The sequence below is a fragment of the Billgrantia gudaonensis genome (assembly GCF_900100195.1).
Classification (GTDB): domain Bacteria; phylum Pseudomonadota; class Gammaproteobacteria; order Pseudomonadales; family Halomonadaceae; genus Halomonas; species Halomonas gudaonensis.
Genome location: NZ_FNES01000016.1, coordinates 66,935 through 87,688, shown reverse-complemented (window position 1 = coordinate 87,688; position 20,754 = coordinate 66,935). Strand labels below are relative to the sequence as shown.

Genomic DNA, 20,754 nt, shown 5'->3' with positions numbered 1-20,754 from the left:
CAATCGTGATCGCTGGGCCGGCTGGCCCGGCATCGTGCAGGAGGCCTGAACATGGCAATCGAGATCAAGCTGCCGTCGGTCGCCGCCGGCATGGAAGAGGCGACCCTGGTGCGCTGGGTCAAATCCGAGGGGGAGTCGGTCGCCAAGGGCGAGACCCTGGCGGAGCTGGAAACCGACAAGGCGGTGATGGAAGTGGAGGCCGAGGCGAGCGGCGTGCTGGGCCGGGTGCTGGTGCCCGGCGACACCGATGGAGTGCCGGTGGGCACCGTCATCGGCGTGTTGATGGAACCGGGCGAGGAGGCGTCGGCACTGGCGAACTACCCGGCCGAGCCGCCGGCAGCGGCCGAGCCGTCGCCGGCCGGCGCACCGGATGGTGCGCCCGCCGATACCCCCCGATCCGACCGCGCCGACACTGCGCCGGTGCCGCGTTCGCCCCGGGCGGCCGAGGGAGCGGAAGGCCGCGTCTTTGCCAGTCCGCTGGCTCGACGCCTGGCGGCGGAGCGGGGCATCGCGCTGGAGGGGCTGGCGGGCAGCGGACCCCATGGGCGGATCGTCCGGCTCGACGTGGAGCGAGCCCGGGATTCCGCCCCGGCGGCCGTCGCCGCTCCCGCCGAGGAAACGGTTGCGGCATCGAGCGAGCGGGTCGAGACGATCCCGCACAGCGGCATGCGCAAGACCATCGCCCGGCGACTGAGCGAATCGAAGCAGCAGGTGCCGCACTTCTACCTGACGATCGACTGTCTGCTGGACGAACTCCTCGCGCTGCGCGAGCGGCTCAATGCCAAGGGCGAGCGGGCCGAGCCGAGGTATCGGCTGTCGGTCAACGATTTCGTGGCCTTCGCCGCGGCCAGGGCGCTGCGCCGTGTGCCGGAGGTCAATGCCAGCTGGAGCGACGAGGCGATCCGGCAGTACCGGGACGTCGACATCTGCGTGGCGGTGGCGACGTCGGGAGGGCTGGTGACGCCGGTCGTCCGCGAGGCGGACCGCAAGGGACTGGCGACGCTTTCCGGCGAGATTCGCGAGCTGGCTCACCGGGCCCGCGACGGCCGGCTGGCGCCCGCGGACTACCAGGGGGGCGGGTTCACGATATCCAACCTGGGCATGTACGGCGTTCGCGAGTTCGCCGCCATCGTCAATCCGCCCCAGGCGGCCATCCTCGCCGTAGGGGCGGTCGAGAAGCGGCCGGTGGTGCGCGATGACCAACTGGCCGTGGGCAGCTTGATGACGTTGACGCTCTCGGCCGACCACCGCGTGGTGGATGGCGCCGTCGGCGCGCGGTTTCTCGCCGAGCTCAAGGTGCTGCTCGAAGATCCGCTCGAACTGCTGGTATAGGAGACCGCAATGGCGCAGTTTCAAGTTCTCGTCGTCGGCGCCGGGCCGGGTGGCTACGTGGCGGCGATTCGTGCGGCCCAACTGGGCTTCGCCACGGCCATCGTCGAACGCGCCGAGCTCGGCGGCGTGTGCCTCAACTGGGGGTGCATTCCCACCAAGACGCTGCTGCGTTCGGCCGAGCTGTTTCGGCAGGCGCAGTCGAGCGGCGCCTTCGGTGTGGTGATGGATGGCACGGTGCGGTTCGACATCCGGGCGGCCGTCGCCCATTCCCGCGAGGTGGCGGGGCGGTTGAACCGTGGCGTGCGCGGCTTGCTCAAGAAGCATGGCGTGCAGGTGCTGACGGGCCAGGCGAGCCTGCAGGGCGAGGGTCGGGTACGCATCGAGGGCGGTGACGGTACGCAGCAGGTGAGCGCGGACCACATCGTGCTGGCGACCGGTGCCCGCCCGCGCGAACTGCCAGGCTTCACGCCGGATGGCGAACGCATCTGGACGGCCCGCGAGGCGATGACGCCCCAGGCCCTGCCCGCTTCGTTGACCGTCATCGGTGCCGGGGCGATCGGCGTGGAGTTCGCCAGTTTCTATGCGGCATTGGGCGTCGAGGTCACCCTGCTGGAAGCGGCGGAGCGGATCGTGCCGCAGGAGGACGAGGAGATCGCCGCTCATCTGCATGCACGCCTCGCCGAACAGGGCATCGACGTTCACGTCGGTGTGCGGGCCGAGGCGCCGGAGGTCACGGCCTCGGGGGTGCGCATGTCGGTCGACGCGGCGGGCGTGCGGTTCGACCATCACAGCGAGAAGGTGATAGTGGCGGCGGGCATCGTCGGCAACGTCGAGGACCTGGGGCTGGAGAACACCGCGGTGCAGGTGGAGAAACGGCACATCGTGGTGGATCGCTGGTCGGCCACCGGCGAGCCGGGGGTCTACGCCATCGGCGATGTGGCCGGCCCGCCCTGGCTCGCCCACAAGGCCAGCCATGAGGGGGTGGCCTGCATCGAGCGCATTGCGGGGCTTGCCGATGCGCATGCGCTGGATCCCGACGCCGTTCCCAGCTGCACCTACTGCCATCCCCAGGTGGCCAGCATGGGGTTGACGGAAGCGCTAGCCCGGGAGCGCGGCCATGCGGTCAGCGTCGGCCGCTTTTCCTTCGTGGGCAATGGCAAGGCCCTGGCCCTGGGCGATTCGCAGGGCTTCGTCAAGACGGTCATGGATGCGCACAGCGGCGAGTTGCTGGGGGCTCACCTGATCGGGCCGGACGTGACCGAGCTGATCGGCACCTATGCGCTGGGTCGAACCCTGGAGACGACGGAGCTGGAGATCATGCGCACGGTCTTTCCCCACCCCACGCTGTCGGAAGCCCTGCATGAGTCAGTGCTGGCCGCCTTCGACCGGGGGATTCATGCGTAGCGATTCGGCACGCGCCAGGAGCGATCTGGCGCGTGCGATCACCGGCGCATCGACCATCCGGCCGTCCAACTGGAAGGCGCTGGCACCCTCATCGGCCCGAGCGACGACGCGTGCGGCCCAGTCCAGGGTGGCGGCATTGGGTGTGAAGGCGGGATGAATGGCGGATAGCTGCCGGGGGTGAATGCACAGCATGCCGGCGAAACCCATCTCGGCAGCTCGCCGGGCCACCGACTCCACCCTCGCCAGGTCGTCGATCTCGGGAACCACGCTTTCCAGCGGAGGCGCCAGTCCGGCAGCGCTCGAGGCCACGACGAGCTGGTAGCGGCACTGGTCGAGCATGCTTTCGGCGCCTGGCGTGCCGGCAATCAGGTCGAGCTCGGTGGCCATGTCCAGCGCACCGAAGCTCACTCTGGCCACGCCGTGGGCCTGACACAGCCGGGGGAGTGCGAGCAGCCCCCTGGCCGTCTCGATCAAGGGGTACACGGGCTTGCCGGTGTCGCTGACCCGCGCCACTGCCTCGAGGGTTTCCGCCTTGGGCAGCATGACGGCGACGATGCCGGGATGCCTGGCGCACAGTGCCAGGTCGGCGTCGAAGGCGTCGCTGGAAACGGCGTTGACACGAACCATCAAACGAGCGTCCGGCGTCTTGACGAGGTAGTCGTCGAGCCATTGCCGGGCGTTTTCCTTGTCATCGGGGGCGACGGCATCTTCCAGGTCGACGATGACGCCATCGGCATCGCTGGCCAGGGCCTTGGCGATGCGCTCGGGACGTGATGCCGGCACGAACAATAGCGAGCGATGTAAGGCAAGGGGCATGGTCGTTGTCTCCGGGAGGTGAGCGACTCTGCTCATATGACGCCCTGGGTTTTCAGGCGCTGGATTTCGCTGTCGCGGTAACCGAGCTCCTCCAGAATTCGCTCGCTGTGTTCTCCGAGAGCCGGGACGGCGTCCATCCGGGCCTGGAAGGCGTTGCTGCGCCCCGGTGGCAACAGGGCCGGCAGCTCACCGGCCGGACTCTCGATGGTGGTCCAGCGTTGCCGGGCTGCCAACTGCGGGTGCTGCCAAACGCCGTGCATGTCGTTGACATGGGCGTTGGCGATTTGCGCCTTTTCCAATCGTTCGATGACTTCGTCGGCGGTCAGGTCGGCGAAGGCTTGGCAGATGAGCCGGTGCAGGCTGTCGCGGTTGGCCGAACGCTGGGCGTTGCTGGCGTAGCGTGGATCGCTGGCCAGCCCGGGATCGCCCAGGACGCGTTCGCAGAAGGCTTGCCATTCGCGCTCGTTCTGCAGGCCCAGCATCACCGCGCGGCTGTCGCCGGCCGGAAAGGGGCCATAGGGGTAGATGGTGGCGTGCGAAGCGCCGGCGCGCGGCGGCGGTTCCGCTCCCTGATAGGCGTAGTAGAGCGGATAGCCCATCCACTCGACCAGGGTCTCCAGCATGGAGACGTCGATGTGACTTCCCTCGCCGGTCTGCTGGCGCAGCATCAGCGCGGAAAGGATGCTGCTGTAGGCGTACATGCCTGCCGAGATGTCGGCGATCGAGCAGCCGGCCTTGGCCATGCCGTCCTCGTCCGGGGTGCCGGTGGTGCTGAGAAAGCCGGCTTCGCTCTGGATCAGCAGGTCGTAGGCTTTTTTCCGTCGATAGGGGCCGTCGCTGCCGTAGCCGGAAATGTCGCAGACGATGAGCTGGGGGAAGCGCTCGTGCAGGGTCTCGAAGGAGAGGCCGAGGCGCGCTGCGGCGCCGGGCGCGAGGTTCTGTACCAGGACATCGGTGCTTTCGAGCAATCGGTCGAGAACGTCGTTGGCGTCGGGCGACTTCACATCCAGGGTCAGGCTCTCCTTGGAGCGGTTCGTCCAGACGAAGTGCGAGGCCATGCCGGCGACTCGCTCATCGTAGGCGCGCGCAAAGTCGCCGCTGCCGGGGCGTTCGACCTTGATCACGCGGGCGCCCAGATCGGCCAGCTGCCGCGTGCAGAAGGGGGCGGCGATGGCATGCTCGAGGCTGACGACGGTGATGCGGTCGAGGGGGCGAGGGCGCTGTGGGTCCATCGAGTCTATCTCCGTATCGGTCAGAACGAGCGGGGCAGGTCGAGCAGATGCTCGGCAACGTAGGACAGGATCAGGTTGGTCGAGATGGGAGCCACCTGGTAGAGCCGAGTTTCGCGGAACTTGCGCTCCACGTCGTACTCGGCAGCGAAACCGAATCCCCCGTGGGTCTGAAGACAGACATTGGCAGCCTTCCATGAGGCTTCGGCGGCCAGGTACTTGGCCATGTTGGCACTGGCGCCGGCCGGCTGGCCGCTGTCGTACTCATGGCAGGCGCGCCAGCGCATGAGGTCGGCGGCTTCCACGTCGATGTGGGCTTCGGCGATCGGGAACTGCACGCCCTGGTTCTTGCCGATGGGGCGGCCGAAGACCTCGCGCTCGCGTGCGTAGTGGCTGGCCTTCTCGATGAACCAGCGGCCGTCTCCGATGCATTCGGCAGCGATCAGGGCTCGCTCGGCATTGAGGCCGTCGATGATGTAGCGAAAGCCCATTCCCTCTTCGCCGATCAGGCTGTCGGCAGGTATTTCCAGGTCGTCGAAGAACAGTTCGTTCGTTTCGTGATTGACCATGTTGGCAATGGGCTGAACGCTCAGGCCGTTGCCGATGGCCTGGTGAAGATCGACCAGGAATATCGACATCCCAAGCGATTTTCGCGTCACCTGATCCAGCGGAGTCGTGCGTGCCAGAAGTATCATGAGATCCGAGTGCTGGATGCGCGAGATCCACACTTTCTGGCCATTGACGATGTACTTGTCGCCGCGTCGTACCGCCGTGGTCTTGATCCGGGTCGTATCCGTGCCGGTGGTCGGTTCGGTGACGCCCATGGATTGCAGGCGAAGTTCCCCCGCGGCGATCTTGGGGAGGTAGGCCTGCTTTTGGGCCTCGCTGCCGTGCTTGAGCAGGGTGAACATGTTGTACATCTGGCCGTGCACCGTGCCGGAGTTGCCGCCACAGCGGTTGACTTCCTCGAGGATCACCGAGGCCTCGGTGAGTCCCAGGCCCGATCCGCCGTACTCTTCGGGAATCATGGCGGCCAGCCAGCCGGCTTCGGTCAGCGCATCGACGAAAGCTTCGGGAAAGGCCTTGCATTCGTCGATACGGCGCCAGTAGGCGTCGTCGAAATTGGCACAGAGGCTACGTACGCCGTCGCGTAGCGCATTGAGCGAGTCGGTATCGTGGCTGAACATCAGGCGTTCTCCTTGTATTCGATCTCTGCCTGGTGCGCGGGACCATCGGCATCGTAGGCATGGAGCGCACAATGGGTGGCAGACGAGTGGTGCCCCCCGACATGGAACGGGGTGCTGGCGAAAAGGGGGCGAATGCCGCGATAGGTGAAGGCGATGGGGCGTCGCTGCGGAAAGCGGCGGGTGAAACTGCGCAGCATGAACGTGGCGATCATGGGGCCATGGACGACGAGTCCGGGATAGCCTTCCACCTCGGTGGCGTATTGCTGGTCGTAGTGGATGCGATGGCTGTTGTAGGTGATGGCCGAATAGCGAAACAGCAGCACCGGGGAGGGGGCGATGGTTTCCTTCCACTCCACCCGAGGAACGGGCCGAGAACCGGGTTGGGTTGCGGGCTTCGGTTCCCGGTAGACGATGCTCTGCTCTTCGCCGATGCAAAGCCGGTCGTGCTGGTAGTAACGGTGCTGAACGGTCACGAACAGCAGCTCTCCACTCTTGCCCTGCTTTTCATCGACGGCGGTAATGGTGGACTGACGCCGGGCAGGTTCGCCGATGCGCAGCGGTCGATGGAAATGCACGCGACCGCCCGCCCACATCCGGTTCTTGCCGTCGATGGGGGGGAGGAGCATGCCCTGCCGTGGATGACCGTCGCGACCGAGACACGCTTCACTGACGGGCTCCTGGAAGAATGCCCAGTGCCATAGATGCGGTAGCGGAGCATCGGCAGTCGGTATGTCGTCACCCAATGTCGTGGCGATTCGTTTCGCCAGTTCGAGTGACAGTCGGTCGTGACTCGTCTCGCGTTTGCCGATCCAGCTGCTCAACGTGTCGTCGGTCATCGTGTCCTCTCTCCTCGTTGTGTCGAGCCGCAGCGGCGGGCATGCGGCATCCGGGAGATGCCGCCGACGGGGTGCCGGTCGGGCAGGCGTGCGCAGTGACGGTGGCGGACTTGGCCTGAGGTCAGGCGGGATCGGAAGCGTTCAACGTCGGGACGACCTGCTGGCGAAATCGCTCGTACCCTTGCTTGACATGGAGTTCTCCTGCATGGCGAGCCGCTTCGGCATCGCCCCGACTGACGGCGTCGAGAATGTCCCGGTGCTCGCTGTTGGAAGCGATCATGTGGTCGTGATTGGAAAGCACGATCTTGCGGGCAAGGTTCGACTCGGCGACCAGTTGGTTGTAGATGGAGGCCGCTCGCTGATGGCCCGCGGCTTCGAGCAGGGCATCGTGAAATTCGATGTTCGCCTGATAATATTCCTGGTAGTGATCGTCCTGGAGATAGGTGTCCATGGCGTCGATCAGGTCTTGCAGTCGCCGAAGTTGCTCGACGGAAATCTTCTTGGCTGCCTCAGCACAGATGAATCCCGTGACGAGGGCGCGCATGTCGTTGTTCTCTTCGAGCTCCTCGGGGCTGACGCGACGAACGAACACGCCCTTGTGGGGAATGCTGATCAACAGTCCGCTGTGCTCCAGGCCTCGTCTGGCCTCACGTACGATGCCTCGGCTGACGTCGAGCCTGTCGGCGAGATGCTTTTCGTTGATGCGTTCGCCGGGCTTGATGGACCCGCTCGTGATCATGCGTTCGATTTCTTCCGCGACCTGCGTGGTCAGCGATTTTTCTCGGCGGATGGCGAGACTTTGGGCAGTGTTCGTAGAAACCATCATGTTCCTATCCCCTGGTGATTCGTGAAGGCTGGCGTTTTTTGGTGGTCTGTCGAGCAAGGTCGAAAGTGGCGCGAAACGGTCAGGTTGCCGCCGGTTGTTGGGAGATCCATTTCCATATCGGTATGGCCAGCAGGTTGACGGCAACTGCCCTGAGTGTATGAAACCCGGCGATCAAGGCGACATTGGCCCCTAGTAGTTTGCCGGCCAGGGTCATTTCCGCCATGCCGCCGCCTGCCGTGCTGAGAATCAGGGTCGTGGGGGAGGCATCGAACAGCCGAGACAGGATCAGTGCCACCATGGCGGAAGCGAACACCAGAGCGCATTGAACCGGTATGCCGACGATCAGGGCCCGGGGCAGTGCGGTGATCGTTTGACGAGTGAATCGCAGTCCGAGGGACAGGCCGATGAGCCACTGAGCGGCGACGATCCAGATCGAGGGCACGCTGCCCGTGGCGATGAGGCCTGTGCTGGAGACGCCAGCAACGGCGATGAGGGCGCCGAGTAGCCAGGCGGCCGGCAGCTTCAGCAGGTGGCCGATGGCACCGCCCAGCGAACCGATGCACAGGGCGATCAGTAGCGGCCCCGGGCCCAGCATGCCGGCGGCCGAGCCGATGGAGGATGACGCCTCGGCATGGCTGAACAGCGCTGCGGTGGCCGGCAGCATCAGCACGATCATGCCCACGCGCAGTGCATGCAGGGCACTGATGACCGACTGATTGGCGTCATAGCGTTGCCCCAGGTTGGCCATTTCCACCACGCCTCCCGGCAGTAGCGAGAAAAAGGCCGTGGGGCGGTCGACACCGGCAGCCTTGGCGTAAGGCATTGCCGCGAGGGTGGAGATCATCACCAGGACCACGATGGTTGCCAGGATGGTGGGTATCCACTGCCAAAGCGTTTCGACCGCGGCGGCGGTTACCGTCAGGCCCGTGCTGGTCGACAATACGACCAGGCCGGCTCGCTGCAGGGCAGGGGGCAACGGGAAGGGAGCCCCCATGACGGCGGCCATGGCGCCACTGGCCAGCATGGCGCCGAGCATCCAGCCCAGCGGCACTCCCACTCCATCGAGCCAATACCCCAAGGAGAGGGTGGCCACCACGGTCGCCAGTGGCATGCCGGCACGCGAGAGCGTCGGGTTAGCCATGCTGCAGCCACCAACGAGCGATGTTGCCGAGATGGACGTCGCGGTGGCGTTGGCCGATCACTTGAAGCCCGAAAGGCATGTCGTCGACGCGCATCACGGGGAGCGAATAGCAGGGCAGTCCCAGGAAGGTGGCATAGACCAGGTTCTTGCGGCTGCCGGAGCTGGCGAGACCGACGGGAGCCGGTCCCGATGCCGAAGGCAGAACCAGGGCGTCGAGTTCTTCGAGCAGCCCATCGCAGCGCGCCATCAAGCCGAGCCGTTGCTCATGAAGCGTTCGTGCGTCGCTGACGCTCATCCGGCTTCCTTGATCGATCAGGTCGATCATGCGCTGATCGATGCTGCCATCGTTGTCGGCGAGGTATTGGCGATAGGGCCATTGCATTTCCAGACCGATCAACTGCAGCGACCAGCGGTGCACCCGTTCCAGGTCTTCGCACAAACGCTTCAGGCCGTCATGCCGCGTCGGAGTGACGACATCCACGCCTTGCCGAGCGACCCGCTCCAGGGCTTGGTCGAAGGCGGTACGGCTGGCATCCGATAGCTCGTCGGTACCCGAGGTGAGCAAGACCCCAATGCGCCGAGGGGGCGTGGCAACGGGCGTGTCGTCGAGCAAGCGACCCGCTTGGCCGGGCCCGGGAGCCTTGACGCTCAGCCAGCCAAGCAGCCCTTGCAAGTCGTCGAGGTCGCCGGCCATCAACCCCAGGTGGTCGAGGCTGTGGGCGACGGGATGCACGCCCTGTACCGATAGCGTGCCCCAGGTGGGCTTCATGGCGATGGTGCCGCAGTAGGAGGCGGGCCGGATCAACGAACCTTGCGTCTGCGTCCCGAAAGCGGCGGCCAGCATGCCGCCGCCTACGGCGGCGGCGGCACCCGACGACGAGCCGCCCGGCGTGCGAGCCAGGTCGTGAGGATTGCGCGTTTGCGTCGATACGCCGCCGATGGCGAAGGCCGTCGTCGTCAGCTTGCCGAGCAGCAGGGCGCCACCTTCCTGGATGGCTTGAAGGCAAGCGGCATCGATGAGCGGACGCGGTGACCAGTCGCGCGGCGTTCCCAGGCGGGTCGGGAAGTCGGCGCTGTAGATGATGTCCTTGGCGCCGATGGGCAGGCCATCGATCGGTGACAGCGGGTGGCCCGACCGCCAGCGGCGGTCGGATTCGTCGGCGGCGCGACGAGCGGCTTCCAGGTCGTGACAGACGAAGGCCCCCACGGATGGCTCGAGAGCGTCCAGCGTGGCCAGGCGGTCTTCCAGGTAATCGCGAACGGTGTGCCGACCGCCGCGATTGACCCGAAGGTGATGCGTGAAGGAAGGCGCGGTCGCGCAGGGTCGTGGTGTCGTCATGGCGAGTTTCCGGCCGGGAGCGTTTGATGACAAGCTACAGTCAACTGTTGACAGTTGTCAATATGGTGCCAATACTGGGCTCCATCGCTAACACAGATGCATAACAACAAGGGTGAGTCGGCGTGCAATCCAATCCACGAATTCCTTTCGCGATGCCCGGTACGGCCGAGGCGCCTGCCCACTTCCAAGGGAAGCGGGTCGTGATCAATGTCGTCGTCAATGTCGAACATTGGCCTTACGACAAGCCCATGCCGCGAGCGTTGATGACTGCGCCGCATGGCAAGCCGGCCGAGTCGCCGGACGTCCCCAATTTCTCTTGGGTCGAATACGGCTTGAGACGCGGGATGCCGAGGTTGCTGAACTTGCTCAACGATCATGGAATTCACGCCTCGGCCACCATGAATTCCAATGTGTGCGACGTGTATCCCGAAGTGGCCGAGCGTATCGGCGAGGCAGGCTGGGACATCGTGGGCCACGGCGTGATGCAGCAATCGCTGAAAGCCGTCGACGATGAAGTGGCAACGATTCGTGAAAGCCTGTCCCGCCTTTCCGCGTTCTATGGCAGGCCCATCGAGGGATGGCTGGGGCCGGGAATTGCGCAAACGGCAGACACGGCCGACCACCTGAAGGCGGAGGGACTCGCTTTCACTCAGGACTGGATGGTCGACGATCAGCCCTGCTGGATGACGACCAAGCACGGCCCCTTGTTGGCACTTCCTTATTCGCTGGAGCTCAATGACGTGCCGATATGGGCGATCAATGCCTATGGCTCCGATGAGCTTTATCACCGTGTGAAGTGGACGTTGCCGATTCTTTTGCGAGAGGCGGAAAACACGACCCAAGTGTTGACCATCGCTTTGCATCCTCATCTGGTCGGTGTGCCCCACCGTTTCACGTTCTTCGAAAAATTGATCCAGGAACTGGCATCACATCCTGACATCACCTTTGCCGGTTCCAATCGAATTGCGGAGTGGTTCATTGCAGAAAGACCTGCTGGATGAATGACTTGCAATAACAAGAAAGACCGAACTCAGAATAGTTGGAGGTTAACAATGAAAAAGGCTCTAACGACAGCCGGTATCCTGGCGGCCATGGGCTTTGCGACGACGGCCTCTGCCGAGACGACGTGGAATATGGCCACTCCATATCCGGAGGCTGAATTTCACACTCAGAACATCAATCGTTTTGCGGAAGATGTCAGCGAAATGACGGGCGGTGAATTGAACATCACCATCCATTCGGGCCAGTCGCTGTTCAAGCATCCTGAAATTCGCCGTGCCGTTCGAACCGGTCAAGTCGCGGCCGGTGAGATCATGATGAGCAACCTCGCGAATGAAGATCCGATGTATTCCGTGGATGCCATTCCGTTCCTGATCGATGGATACGACAAGGCCGGGGCGCTCTGGGACGCCCAGCGCCCCTTCGTCGAGGAGCGTATGGCGGATGATGGGCTGGTACTGCTCTATGCCGTTCCCTGGCCGGGTCAGGGTTTCTTTACGACGAAAGAAATCAACGACATATCCGACATGGAGGGTGTTCGTTTCCGGACCTACAACTCGATGACCGAAGAGATGGCGACGTTGATGGAGGCGACTCCGACGACGGTAGAGGCGGTCGAGATTCCTCAGGCCTTCTCCGCAGGCGTGGTCGACGCCATGGTAACGTCGGCAGCGACGGGGCACCGGACAGAAGCTTGGGAGTTTTCGGAGTATTACTATGACCTTCAGGCCTGGCTTCCGAAGAACATGATCTTCGTCAGCCAGGATGCATTCGATGCGCTGCCGGAAGAACAGCAGAAGGCGGTACTGGATGCCGCTCAGGAAGCGGAAACTCGCGGTTGGGAAATGAGCGAAGCGGTATTCGAGGAATCGACCGCCGACCTGGGCGAGAGGATGACCATTCTCGAGCCTTCTGACACCCTTCGCCAGCAGCTCAACGAGATTGGGAAGACGATGGCTTCCGAGTGGTCCGAAGAGGTCGGTCCGGATGGCCAGACCGTGCTCGAGGCGATTGAGTAAGTCCGTGACGGATGCATGGGATGGGTCGGCGCACTGCGCTGGCCCTCCATCTTCAATCGCAAAAGGCGCAAAATCATGTTGTCGAGCTTGCTGGACCGCGTGTTTCGCATTTCAGGTGCGTTGGCAGGTGTCTTCCTCGTCGTTATTGCCGTGCTCGTCGTTGCACAGATCGTGGGTCGCCTCATCGGAGTACAAATTCCCGGCGCCAACGAGTTCGCCGGTTACTCTCTAGCCGCTACGAGTTTTCTTGGCCTGGCATATTCGTTTCGCCAGGGGGCCCACATTCGCGTCACCTTGCTCACCGATCAACTGCCTCAGGCCATGAGGCGCTGGGTGCTGGTGATGGCATTGGCACTGGCTTCCTCGATGGTCATCTACCTCGCTTACAACACTATGGTCATGGTGTACCTGAGCTGGGATTTCGGAGAAATGTCATCGGGTATCATCAGCTACCCATTGTGGATTCCTCAGTTGTCCATGGCGATTGGCATGGTGCTTTTTTCCATGGCTTTGATCGAGGATCTCGTTCGGACTTTGCTGGGGATGTCGCCAAACTTCGAAAAGAATAAAGAGACCCTAGGGGTGGATTGACCATGGATGTTTCACTGATCGGTATCATCGTTGCTTCATTCATGCTGCTTCTCCTTGCCTCTGGGATCTGGGTAGGCATCACATTACTGACGGCGGGGCTTTTCAGTATCGTGTTGTTTTCCGCTGCTCCCGCCGGGTCGATTCAGGCAACGGTGGTCTGGGGGCAGAGTTCCAGCTGGGCACTGACGGCGTTGCCGCTGTTCATCTGGATGGGGGAAATTCTTTTCAGAACGCGCCTGGCGAAAGACATGTTCGAAGGGTTGACTCCGTGGCTTGCCGGTTTTCCCGGTCGGCTCAAGCATGTCAATGTCGTGAGCTGCGGTATCTTCGCCGCCGTTTCCGGCTCGTCGGCTGCCACTACGGCAACGATTGGGAAGATCACCATCCCTGAGCTCCTTCAGCGTGGTTATCATCCCAAGCTGGTGATCGGCAGCCTGGCCGGCTCGTCTACGCTGGGATTCCTGATTCCACCCTCCATCATTCTGATCGTCTATGGCGTCGCTGCTGACGTTTCGATCAGTCGGCTTTTCATTGCCGGTGTCATTCCAGGATTGATGCTGATGGCGCTTTTCATGGGATATCTGGCGATTTGGTCCTTGCTGAATCCGGACAAGGTTCCGCCCAGAGAACCGAGCATTCCATTGCGAGAGCGAGTGAAGCGCTCTACCAAGCTTTTTCCCATTCTGCTTTTGATGGTAGCGGTCATCGGCTCTATCTATCTTGGGATAGCGACGGCGACGGAAGCCGCTGCCGTTGGTGTCGTCGGTGCGCTGGTGCTGGCTTACGTGACGGGGTCGCTTAACTTGCAAACGCTGCGAGAGAGCGTCATGGGTGCCATGATGACGAGTTGCATGGTTACCTTGATTCTTGCCGGAGCGGCTTTCCTGTCCGTTGCCATGGGGTATACCGGCATTCCTCGTGAGCTGGCTCTGTGGGTGGGTTCGCTCGGCTTGAGCCAGTTCGAGCTGTTGATTGCACTGACCCTGCTTTTCATCGTCCTTGGATGTTTTCTGGACGGTATCTCGATCGTCGTGCTGACGGCGGCAGTGATCATGCCCATCATCAATCAGGCGGGCGTCGATCCGATCTGGTTCGGAATCTTCATCGTGATAGTGATCGAGATGTCGCAAATCACGCCGCCGGTCGGGATCAACTTGTTCATTCTCCAATCCATGACCGGAAAAAACCTGCTTTATGTTGCGGGTGCCGCTTTCCCATTTTTCCTGTTGCTGGTCGTGGCTACGGTTCTGCTCATCGTCTTTCCGGAGATTGCTACGTTTCTACCCGATACGGTTCGAGGTTAGCGGGATCGTCCTGATCGCCTGAGTCGGTCAAATGAATCATCTAGCTGTCGGTGCATGGTCGGTGCGCCATGGCGGAGTGCGCCATATCAACCTAAAAGAAGGATTGCATGATGAAAAAAGACATCAACATTACGGACATGGCAGTTTCTTTCGTCGAGACGTTTCAGTATGAAGACATACCTCAGGAGGCCCTGGAAACTGCTCGGCGCTGCATCGTGGATACGGTTGGCTTGTACATTGCCGGAACCTCTGAAGACGTAGTGAAAATCCTGGCGCGTGAAGCGCTCGATGAAGGTGGAAATCCTGAAGCCCTGCTGTTGATGGGGGGAGGTCGCAAGGTGCCCGGCAGCAAGGCGGCGCGGGTGATGGGAACGGCTGGGCATGCGCATGACTGGGACGACACTCAAGTGAGTCATGATCCCGACCATCATTATGGATTGCTCACGCACCCTTCCGTTCCACCATTGACTGGGGCATTGGTCGCAGCCCAGGCCGAGGGGGTCACCAGCGGCAGGGCCATCATGACGGCTTTCCTGGCCGGTTTCGAAGTCGAAACCAAGGTGTCCGAGTGGATGCAGGCAGACCATTACCTGCGAGGCCATCATAGCTCGGGTACCGTCGGCACGCTTGGCGCCTGTGTCGCGGCAGCCAAGATCATGGGTCTGAAGGGTGACTCTCTACGTCATGCCATCGGCATGGCGGCCAGCTTTGCGGCAGGCATTCGCTGCAATTTCGGCACGATGACCAAGCCGCTGCACGTAGGGCGCGCTGCTGAGAACGGCGTGACGGCCGCGCGCCTTGCCGCCAGAGGGGTGACGGCCGATCCGACCGCACTCGATGGCCGCTGGGGCTTGCCTACGGTCATGTCGGGTGGCGTATCGGCCGACAAGGCGGCGGCCGGTTTCGCCAATCCTCTGTCCATCGTATCGCCTGGCGTGAGCATAAAGCCTTACCCTTCCGGTATCGTCACGCACCAGTCGATGGATGCCTTGCTGGAACTCGTGAAAGAGCATGACGTCGATCCTGCGAAGGTGACGTCGATCGATTTCTTTGCGGGCAGCAACATTCTCAACCCGATTCGCTACGCGGTTGCCAAGAATCATTTGCAAGCCAAGTTCTCGATGGCAGCGCTGTTGTCGATGATCGTTCTCTATCGTCAAGCCGGTCGGCAGCAGTTCACCGATGAGGTCGTGGCTGGAGATGCCATGCAGGACATGCAGGCCAGGGTCCACACGCATCTGGATCGGCATATCGAGAGCATCGGATTCGACAAGATTCGTTCGCGAATCGAGCTCACTCTCGAAGACGGTCAGGTACTCGTCAAGGAGGCCGACGACCGGTATCGCGGAGGACCGGCCAAGCCGATGTCCGATGACGACCTGGCTGACAAGTTCAGGGCGTGTACCGCCGGGTTGATCGATCCTTCGACTCAGGCTGCGATTCTTGCGCAGACTCAGCGCATCGATGAGTCGGAAGACGTTTCGGCTCTCTTGTCCGAAGTGATGGGTAGCGTTTCCTCGTTTGCGTGAATCGTCGGGGCGTGATCGAAGCCGACGTTCGACCGCGCCCTCTCTCGAGGCGGGAATGACAATGACAGCAACCGATGATCTGGTGAGGTTCGTCACCAATCTATCATTCGATGAGTTGCCCAGCGCGGTCGTCGAGACGACCCAGAACCTGATGCTGGATTGGCTGGGGTCGGGAATTGCCGGTCGTCACTTGCATCCGACTCCCTGCTTCGGGCGCGTCGTCGAGGGTATCGCTCCCGGCGAAGGGGCTTGCGATATCCTGACTGGCGCTTCTCGTCGCTCTTCCTTCGCGGCGTCGATGATCAATGCAGCGGCGGGCAACATCGTCGAGCAGAATGACTTGCACAACGCGTCGATCCTGCATCCCGGAGCCGTGGTTTTTCCTGTCGTTCTGGCTCTTGCCCAGGAACGGGGCCTTAGCGGTCGTGACACGATCGTCGCTGCCGTGGCCGGCTATGAAGCCGGTATCCGGGTGGGTGAGTGCCTCGGCGCATCGCATTATCGGTGCTGGCACACGACGGCTACCGTGGGGACGCTGGCCGCGGCGATGGCTGCCGGCCGTGCGATGCGTCTCGACCACCGATCCATGTTGCATGCCCTGGGCAGTGCCGGCACGCAAGCGTCCGGCCTCTGGGCCTTCATTCACGATGATGCCGATTCGCGCCCATTGCATGCCGCCAAGGCGGCCAGCAATGGGCTGCTGGCCGCCGCTCTCGCTCAGCAGGGAGTCACGGGGGCCAGTGACATCTTGCTGGGCCGGCAGGGGATGGGAGAGGCGATGTCCGACTGCATCGACGCGGATCGCCTCGTCGATGGGTTAGGCCGCCGCTGGGGAGTGCTCGAGACGTCGCTCAAATACCATGCTTCTTGTCGCCATACCCACCCTGGAGCCGATGCTTTCGTGTCGCTGTGCAAGGATGAACGACTGGCCATGGAGGATATCGTCGGCGTCAGCGTTGGCGTGCATCGAGGGGCGCTTGACGTACTCAACCCGTCGGTCGCCCCCGAGACGATCAGTGAGGCGAAGTTTTCGATGGGCTGTGTGCTGGGGTTATTGGCGCATTACGGTTCTGCCGGTGTCGAGGCTTTCACGCTCGACACGATTCGCAACCCACGAGTCCGTGATTTCGCGAAGCGGGTCACCATGGCATTCGACCCGGAGGTCGATGCTGCTTACCCACGGAAGTGGGTCGGCAAGGTCGTCGTGACCACGCGGGATCGGCGTACGATAGAGCGCCGCCTGGATCATCCCAAGGGCGATCCTCAGAATCCGTTGAGCGAGGAAGAGCGACTGGCCAAGTTCCGCTGTTTGGCCGACGCCGGTGGCTTGCGGGAGGTCGAAGCCGTGGATCGTTTGATCGATTGGACGCAAACCTTGTCGCAGCGCGATCGGGTCGGTTCTCTCATGCAGTGGCTCGCCTGACGGCGGCCTTGCGCATCGCCTGCCCGCGCGGGTCGGCGCCTCGCCCTCGATGAGAATCTCGAGGGGCCGAGTTCGACCTCGGCCCCGCGAGTCGAGTGCCGGCTGGGCTACCAGGCCAGCACGGCGGCATCGGTGCGGGGCTCGGTGCCGCCGCACAGCACGCCGCTGTCCGGGTCGCGCAGGATGACCTGGCCGCGCCCGAAGCTGATGGGGTCGGCCTGCTTGACGATGTGGTGGCCGCGGCGTGCCAGGGCTTGTGCCAGGTGGTCGGGGAAGTGCGGTTCCACTTCGACGGTTCGGCCTCGCGTCCACTTCCAGCGCGGCGTGTCCAGGGCGGCCTGCGGGTTGAGGTGGTCTTCCAGCATGCCGGTGATCACCTGCACGTGGCCCTGGGGCTGCATGAACCCTCCCATGACGCCGAAGGGGCCGACGGCCTGACCGTGGCGCGTGATGAAACCGGGAATGATGGTGTGATAGGGGCGCTTGCCCGGGGCCAGGGCGTTGGCGTGGTTCGGGTCCAGCTTGAAGGACCAACCGCGGTTCTGCAGGCTGATTCCCGTGCCGGGCACCACGATGCCGGAGCCGAAGCCTTTGAAGTTGCTCTGAATCAACGACACCATGTTGCCGTCGTCGTCGGCGGTGGCGAGATAGACGGTGCCGCCGCTGATCGGATTGCCGTGCTCCGGGTCCAGGGCGCGCTCGCCGATGGCGGCGGCGCGCGCTTTCAGGTAGCCGTCATCCAGCAGTTGGTCGACGCTGGGCTGCATGTCGCCGGGCTCGGTGATGTAGTGCAGTCCGTCGACGTAGGCCAGCTTGGTGGCTTCGATTCGCCGATGCAGCGTTTCCACCGGGTCGCGTCCCTCCGCGCCGAGGTGTTCCAGCATGCGCAGGGCTTGCAGGGCGATCAGGCCGCAGCCGTTGGGCGGGATCTCCCAGATTTCGTGGTCGCGATAGGTGGTGCCGATGGGCTCGACCCATTCCGGCGCGTAGGCGGCCAGGTCTTCGCGGCGCAGCAGGCCGCCGTGTTCGCGGAAGAAGGCGTCGATCCGCTCGGCCAGCTCGCCGGCGTAGAACGACTTGGCGTGGGTTTCGGCGATGCTGCGAAGCGTCGAGGCGTGATCGGGCGAAGCCCACATCTCGCCGGGGCGTGGAGCTCGCTGGTGGGGCGCGAAAGTATCGAACCATGGGCGGAAGGCGGGTTCTTCGTAAGCCGCGTAGCCGTCGAAGGCCTCTTCCCACATCTGGCTGACGACCGGTGAAATGGGGAAGCCCCGCTCGGCGTAGGCGATGGCCGGGGCGAGCAGTTCGGCGAACGGCAGACGCCCGAAGCGTTCGGAAAGGGCCGCCCAGGCGGCGGGCGCGCCGGGCACGGTGACCGGGATCATGCCGTGTTCGGGCATGGTGTCGTGGCCGAGCGAGCGCACCCGCTCGAGGGTGGCCGCTTGCGGGGCCGGACCGCTGGCATTCAGACCGTGCAGCTTGCCATCGATCCAGACGATGGCGAAGGCGTCGCTGCCCAGGCCGTTGGACGTCGGCTCCACCACCGTCAGGGCGGCGGCGGTGGCGATGGCGGCATCCACGGCGTTGCCGCCCTGGCGAAGCATCTGCATGCCGGCCTCGGCACCTAGCGGTTGCGACGTGGCGACCATGCCGCGCCGGCCGAACGTGGCCATGCGTCGGGAGGGGCTGGGGTAAAAGCGGGCATCGTGCTGCATGCGAAATCCTCCATGGGTATTCGGTAGCGATCAGGCGTCGTGGCTGGCGGCCGCTTCGCGCCGGTGGCGTTCGATCTTGCGGTTCTGATAGAGCGAGAAGATCACCGAGGCGAGGGCGAGAGCGAGGAACAGGGCCGACAGCGGGCGCGTCAGGAAGGTCAGCCAGCTGCTGTCGAGCTCGAGCGCCCGAAACAGTTGGCGCTCCAGATTGTTGCCCAGTACCACGCCGAGAATCAGTGGCGTCAGCGGCACGCGGGCCTTCCAAAGCAGATAGCCGACGACCCCGAAGCCGAACAGCACCCAGACGTCGAACAGGTTGTTGTTCAGTGCGTAGGAGCCGATGGCGCACAGCATCAGCACCACGGGAACGAGAATCTGCTGGGGAATCAAGGATATCTTGGCGAACCAGCGGACCAGGAAGAGCTGACACAGCACCATGATGACGGCACCGATCAGCAGGCTGGCGTAAATGGCGCCGACCAAGACCGGGTTCTGTTCGAACATCAACGGCCCTGGCGTGATGCCGTGCAGGATCAGCACGCCCATCATGATGGCCATGGGCAGGTCGCCGGGAATGCCCAGCGCCAGCGTGGGTACGAAGGCGCCGCCGGCTACCGCGCTGTTGGAGGCTTCCGAGGCCACGATGCCATCCGGGGTTCCCGTACCGAAGCGTTCGGGATGGCGCGAGAATTTCTTGGCCTGGTCGTAGCTGACGAAATTGGCCACGGTGCCGCCGGTGCCGGGCAGGGCGCCCACCAGGCTGCCGATCAGCGACGAGCGCAGGGTGTTGACCTTTTGGCCGGCCATGTCCTGGGCGATGCGCCGGTAAGGGATCGAGACGTTGGTGTCGACCTTCTGGCCGGCCACGCGCGATTCGTCGCGTAGATCCTCGAGGTTTCCCATCAGTTGCGAGAAGGCGAAGATCCCGATCATCACCGGCAGCATTTCGAAGCCGGCATCCAGGAACGGGAAACCGAAATCGAAGCGCAGGTTGCTGTTGCGATCGTAGCCCACGGTGGTGATGAGCAGGCCGAGTGCGGCGGCCAGCAGCCCCTTGAGCAGGGCGCCCTGCGACAGCCCGGCCACCAGCGTCAGGGCGAACAGGATGAGCGCGGTGATCTCCCAGGGGCGAAACTGCATGCTGAAGTGGGCGATCAGTGGGCCGAAATAGACCAGCACGGCCACGCTGATCAGCGTGCCGATGAACGAGGCGGCGACGCCGATGCCCAGCGCGCGCCCGGGCTCGCCGCGCTGAGCCATGGGATAGCCGTCGTAGACCGTGGTGATCGAGGAAGGGGTGCCGGGAATGCCGAGCATGACGCCCGATACGATGCCTCCCGAGTAGCCCCCCACGAAGACGCCCACCATCAAGGCGACGCCACTGACCGGGTCCATGGCGAAGGTGAAGGGGAATACCACGAGAATCGCCATCGTGACGGTGAAGCCGGGTATGCTGCCGCCGACGATGCCGAAAAGAACGCCAATCAGGATCAGCAGCAGCACGGAGGGGCTGCTGACCAGGGAGAGGGCTTGGAGAAAGAAGTCAGCCATGGGTCACTCCAACGATGTCACGGCAGCCAGACGTTGAGGCCGAAGCGGAAGATGACGTAGACCGAGAAGGTCAGGGTCACGGAAACCGCCAGATTGATGAGCCATTTGCGCTTCGTGTCCACCCCCATCAGCAGAGCCAGAGAGGCGAGCAGAAAGGTCAGGGTGGCAGCGATGTAGCCGATGATCGGAAGCAATGCGGCATACAGTCCGAACGCACCGAACAGCGCGAGTATGGAGCGGTTCTGGATGATCCACTCCCGCCAGGCGTGACGCGGAGCGGGGGAGTGGTTGGGCGACCCGAAGAACGTGCGCACCAGGATGAGCAGCGACAGCAAGGCGACCACCGCCAGTAGAATGCGCGGAAAGAGCGCGGAGCCGTAGGGTTGCCAGCTGGTGGGTTCGGGAATGTTGCGCGTTTCCACGAGCATGATGCCGGTGATGAGCAACATCGCAAGCGCAAGCGCGCGATCCTTCGTCAAGGTCAGCATGGTCAGTGTCTCCGGATTCCCTCCG

General features: G+C 63.4%; 18 protein-coding genes. 8 read left to right on the top strand and 10 right to left on the bottom strand.

Annotated features, from left to right (window positions below; translation table 11 throughout):
- Positions 1–51: 51 nt before the first annotated feature.
- Complete coding sequence (locus BLP96_RS16585; RefSeq protein WP_089688398.1) at positions 52–1,332, top strand: pyruvate dehydrogenase complex dihydrolipoamide acetyltransferase; 1,281 nt, start codon at positions 52–54, stop codon at positions 1,330–1,332.
- Positions 1,333–1,341: 9 nt separating this feature from the next.
- Entirely contained in the window at positions 1,342–2,736 is a 1,395-nt protein-coding gene (gene lpdA / locus BLP96_RS16580; RefSeq protein WP_089688396.1) for a dihydrolipoyl dehydrogenase, read from the top strand.
- Here lpdA and BLP96_RS16575 read toward each other — a convergent pair.
- From BLP96_RS16575 to BLP96_RS16545, 7 genes are all read right to left on the bottom strand, one after another.
- Complete coding sequence (locus BLP96_RS16575) at positions 2,698–3,552, bottom strand: HpcH/HpaI aldolase/citrate lyase family protein (protein ID WP_089688394.1); 855 nt, start codon at positions 3,550–3,552, stop codon at positions 2,698–2,700. The genes lpdA and BLP96_RS16575 overlap by 39 nt on opposite strands.
- A gap of 32 nt (positions 3,553–3,584) precedes the next feature.
- On the bottom strand, positions 3,585–4,784 hold the full coding sequence (locus BLP96_RS16570) for a CaiB/BaiF CoA transferase family protein (protein WP_089688392.1): 1,200 nt from the start codon (positions 4,782–4,784) through the stop codon (positions 3,585–3,587).
- A gap of 20 nt (positions 4,785–4,804) precedes the next feature.
- Positions 4,805–5,968: an acyl-CoA dehydrogenase family protein gene (locus tag BLP96_RS16565; protein ID WP_089688390.1), complete on the bottom strand. Its 1,164-nt coding sequence runs from the start codon at positions 5,966–5,968 to the stop codon at positions 4,805–4,807.
- Entirely contained in the window at positions 5,968–6,804 is an 837-nt protein-coding gene (locus BLP96_RS16560; protein ID WP_089688388.1) for an HTD2 family dehydratase, read from the bottom strand. The genes BLP96_RS16565 and BLP96_RS16560 overlap by 1 nt, the downstream gene beginning before the upstream one ends.
- A gap of 121 nt (positions 6,805–6,925) precedes the next feature.
- On the bottom strand, positions 6,926–7,687 hold the full coding sequence (locus BLP96_RS16555) for a GntR family transcriptional regulator (RefSeq protein WP_143005130.1): 762 nt from the start codon (positions 7,685–7,687) through the stop codon (positions 6,926–6,928).
- A 22-nt stretch (positions 7,688–7,709) separates the two neighbouring features.
- Positions 7,710–8,771, bottom strand: coding sequence for an AbrB family transcriptional regulator (locus BLP96_RS16550; RefSeq protein WP_089688384.1), 1,062 nt, complete (start codon positions 8,769–8,771; stop codon positions 7,710–7,712).
- A complete protein-coding gene (locus BLP96_RS16545; protein ID WP_089688382.1) occupies positions 8,764–10,110 on the bottom strand; it encodes an amidase in 1,347 nt (448 codons plus the stop codon). The genes BLP96_RS16550 and BLP96_RS16545 overlap by 8 nt, the downstream gene beginning before the upstream one ends.
- Positions 10,111–10,232: 122 nt before the next feature.
- Here BLP96_RS16545 and BLP96_RS16540 point away from each other — a divergent pair, with 122 nt between their 5' ends.
- The 6 genes from BLP96_RS16540 to BLP96_RS16515 all read left to right on the top strand — a co-directional run bounded on the left by BLP96_RS16540 (position 10,233) and on the right by BLP96_RS16515 (position 16,975).
- Positions 10,233–11,111: a polysaccharide deacetylase family protein gene (locus BLP96_RS16540; protein ID WP_089688380.1), complete on the top strand. Its 879-nt coding sequence runs from the start codon at positions 10,233–10,235 to the stop codon at positions 11,109–11,111.
- 51 nt (positions 11,112–11,162) lie between these two features.
- Entirely contained in the window at positions 11,163–12,128 is a 966-nt protein-coding gene (locus BLP96_RS16535) for a TRAP transporter substrate-binding protein (RefSeq protein ID WP_089688378.1), read from the top strand.
- Between the two features lie 15 nt (positions 12,129–12,143).
- Complete coding sequence (locus tag BLP96_RS16530) at positions 12,144–12,719, top strand: TRAP transporter small permease (protein ID WP_089688376.1); 576 nt, start codon at positions 12,144–12,146, stop codon at positions 12,717–12,719.
- 2 nt (positions 12,720–12,721) lie between these two features.
- Positions 12,722–14,023, top strand: coding sequence for a TRAP transporter large permease (locus tag BLP96_RS16525; RefSeq protein ID WP_089688374.1), 1,302 nt, complete (start codon positions 12,722–12,724; stop codon positions 14,021–14,023).
- Positions 14,024–14,133: 110 nt separating this feature from the next.
- Complete coding sequence (locus BLP96_RS16520) at positions 14,134–15,552, top strand: MmgE/PrpD family protein (RefSeq protein WP_089688373.1); 1,419 nt, start codon at positions 14,134–14,136, stop codon at positions 15,550–15,552.
- Positions 15,553–15,613: 61 nt separating this feature from the next.
- Complete coding sequence (locus tag BLP96_RS16515) at positions 15,614–16,975, top strand: MmgE/PrpD family protein (RefSeq protein ID WP_089688371.1); 1,362 nt, start codon at positions 15,614–15,616, stop codon at positions 16,973–16,975.
- A 107-nt stretch (positions 16,976–17,082) separates the two neighbouring features.
- Here BLP96_RS16515 and BLP96_RS16510 read toward each other — a convergent pair whose 3' ends face one another.
- The 3 genes from BLP96_RS16510 to BLP96_RS16500 are packed head-to-tail and all read right to left on the bottom strand — an operon-like array spanning position 17,083 to position 20,729.
- The gene (locus BLP96_RS16510) at positions 17,083–18,690 is read right to left on the bottom strand and encodes a gamma-glutamyltransferase family protein (protein ID WP_089688368.1); all 1,608 of its coding nucleotides are present in this window, start codon (positions 18,688–18,690) and stop codon (positions 17,083–17,085) included.
- Positions 18,691–18,720: 30 nt separating this feature from the next.
- The gene (locus BLP96_RS16505) at positions 18,721–20,241 is read right to left on the bottom strand and encodes a tripartite tricarboxylate transporter permease (protein WP_089688367.1); all 1,521 of its coding nucleotides are present in this window, start codon (positions 20,239–20,241) and stop codon (positions 18,721–18,723) included.
- 17 nt (positions 20,242–20,258) lie between these two features.
- Entirely contained in the window at positions 20,259–20,729 is a 471-nt protein-coding gene (locus BLP96_RS16500; RefSeq protein WP_089688365.1) for a tripartite tricarboxylate transporter TctB family protein, read from the bottom strand.
- Between the last annotated feature and the right edge of the window lie 25 nt (positions 20,730–20,754).

Bases quoted from the DNA above. Each gene is read 5' to 3' on its own strand.
- BLP96_RS16500 (WP_089688365.1), bottom strand. From the start codon at position 20,729: ATGCTGACCTTGACGAAGGATCGCGCGCTTGCGCTTGCGATGTTGCTC.
- BLP96_RS16545 (WP_089688382.1), bottom strand. From the start codon at position 10,110: ATGACGACACCACGACCCTGCGCGACCGCGCCTTCCTTCACGCATCAC.
- BLP96_RS16560 (WP_089688388.1), bottom strand. From the start codon at position 6,804: ATGACCGACGACACGTTGAGCAGCTGGATCGGCAAACGCGAGACGAGT.
- lpdA (WP_089688396.1), top strand. From the start codon at position 1,342: ATGGCGCAGTTTCAAGTTCTCGTCGTCGGCGCCGGGCCGGGTGGCTAC.
- BLP96_RS16585 (WP_089688398.1), top strand. From the start codon at position 52: ATGGCAATCGAGATCAAGCTGCCGTCGGTCGCCGCCGGCATGGAAGAG.
- BLP96_RS16515 (WP_089688371.1), top strand. From the start codon at position 15,614: ATGACAGCAACCGATGATCTGGTGAGGTTCGTCACCAATCTATCATTC.
- BLP96_RS16565 (WP_089688390.1), bottom strand. From the start codon at position 5,968: ATGTTCAGCCACGATACCGACTCGCTCAATGCGCTACGCGACGGCGTA.
- BLP96_RS16575 (WP_089688394.1), bottom strand. From the start codon at position 3,552: ATGCCCCTTGCCTTACATCGCTCGCTATTGTTCGTGCCGGCATCACGT.
- BLP96_RS16505 (WP_089688367.1), bottom strand. From the start codon at position 20,241: ATGGCTGACTTCTTTCTCCAAGCCCTCTCCCTGGTCAGCAGCCCCTCC.
- BLP96_RS16535 (WP_089688378.1), top strand. From the start codon at position 11,163: ATGAAAAAGGCTCTAACGACAGCCGGTATCCTGGCGGCCATGGGCTTT.
- BLP96_RS16525 (WP_089688374.1), top strand. From the start codon at position 12,722: ATGGATGTTTCACTGATCGGTATCATCGTTGCTTCATTCATGCTGCTT.
- BLP96_RS16570 (WP_089688392.1), bottom strand. From the start codon at position 4,784: ATGGACCCACAGCGCCCTCGCCCCCTCGACCGCATCACCGTCGTCAGC.
- BLP96_RS16510 (WP_089688368.1), bottom strand. From the start codon at position 18,690: ATGCAGCACGATGCCCGCTTTTACCCCAGCCCCTCCCGACGCATGGCC.
- BLP96_RS16530 (WP_089688376.1), top strand. From the start codon at position 12,144: ATGGGATGGGTCGGCGCACTGCGCTGGCCCTCCATCTTCAATCGCAAA.
- BLP96_RS16520 (WP_089688373.1), top strand. From the start codon at position 14,134: ATGAAAAAAGACATCAACATTACGGACATGGCAGTTTCTTTCGTCGAG.
- BLP96_RS16550 (WP_089688384.1), bottom strand. From the start codon at position 8,771: ATGGCTAACCCGACGCTCTCGCGTGCCGGCATGCCACTGGCGACCGTG.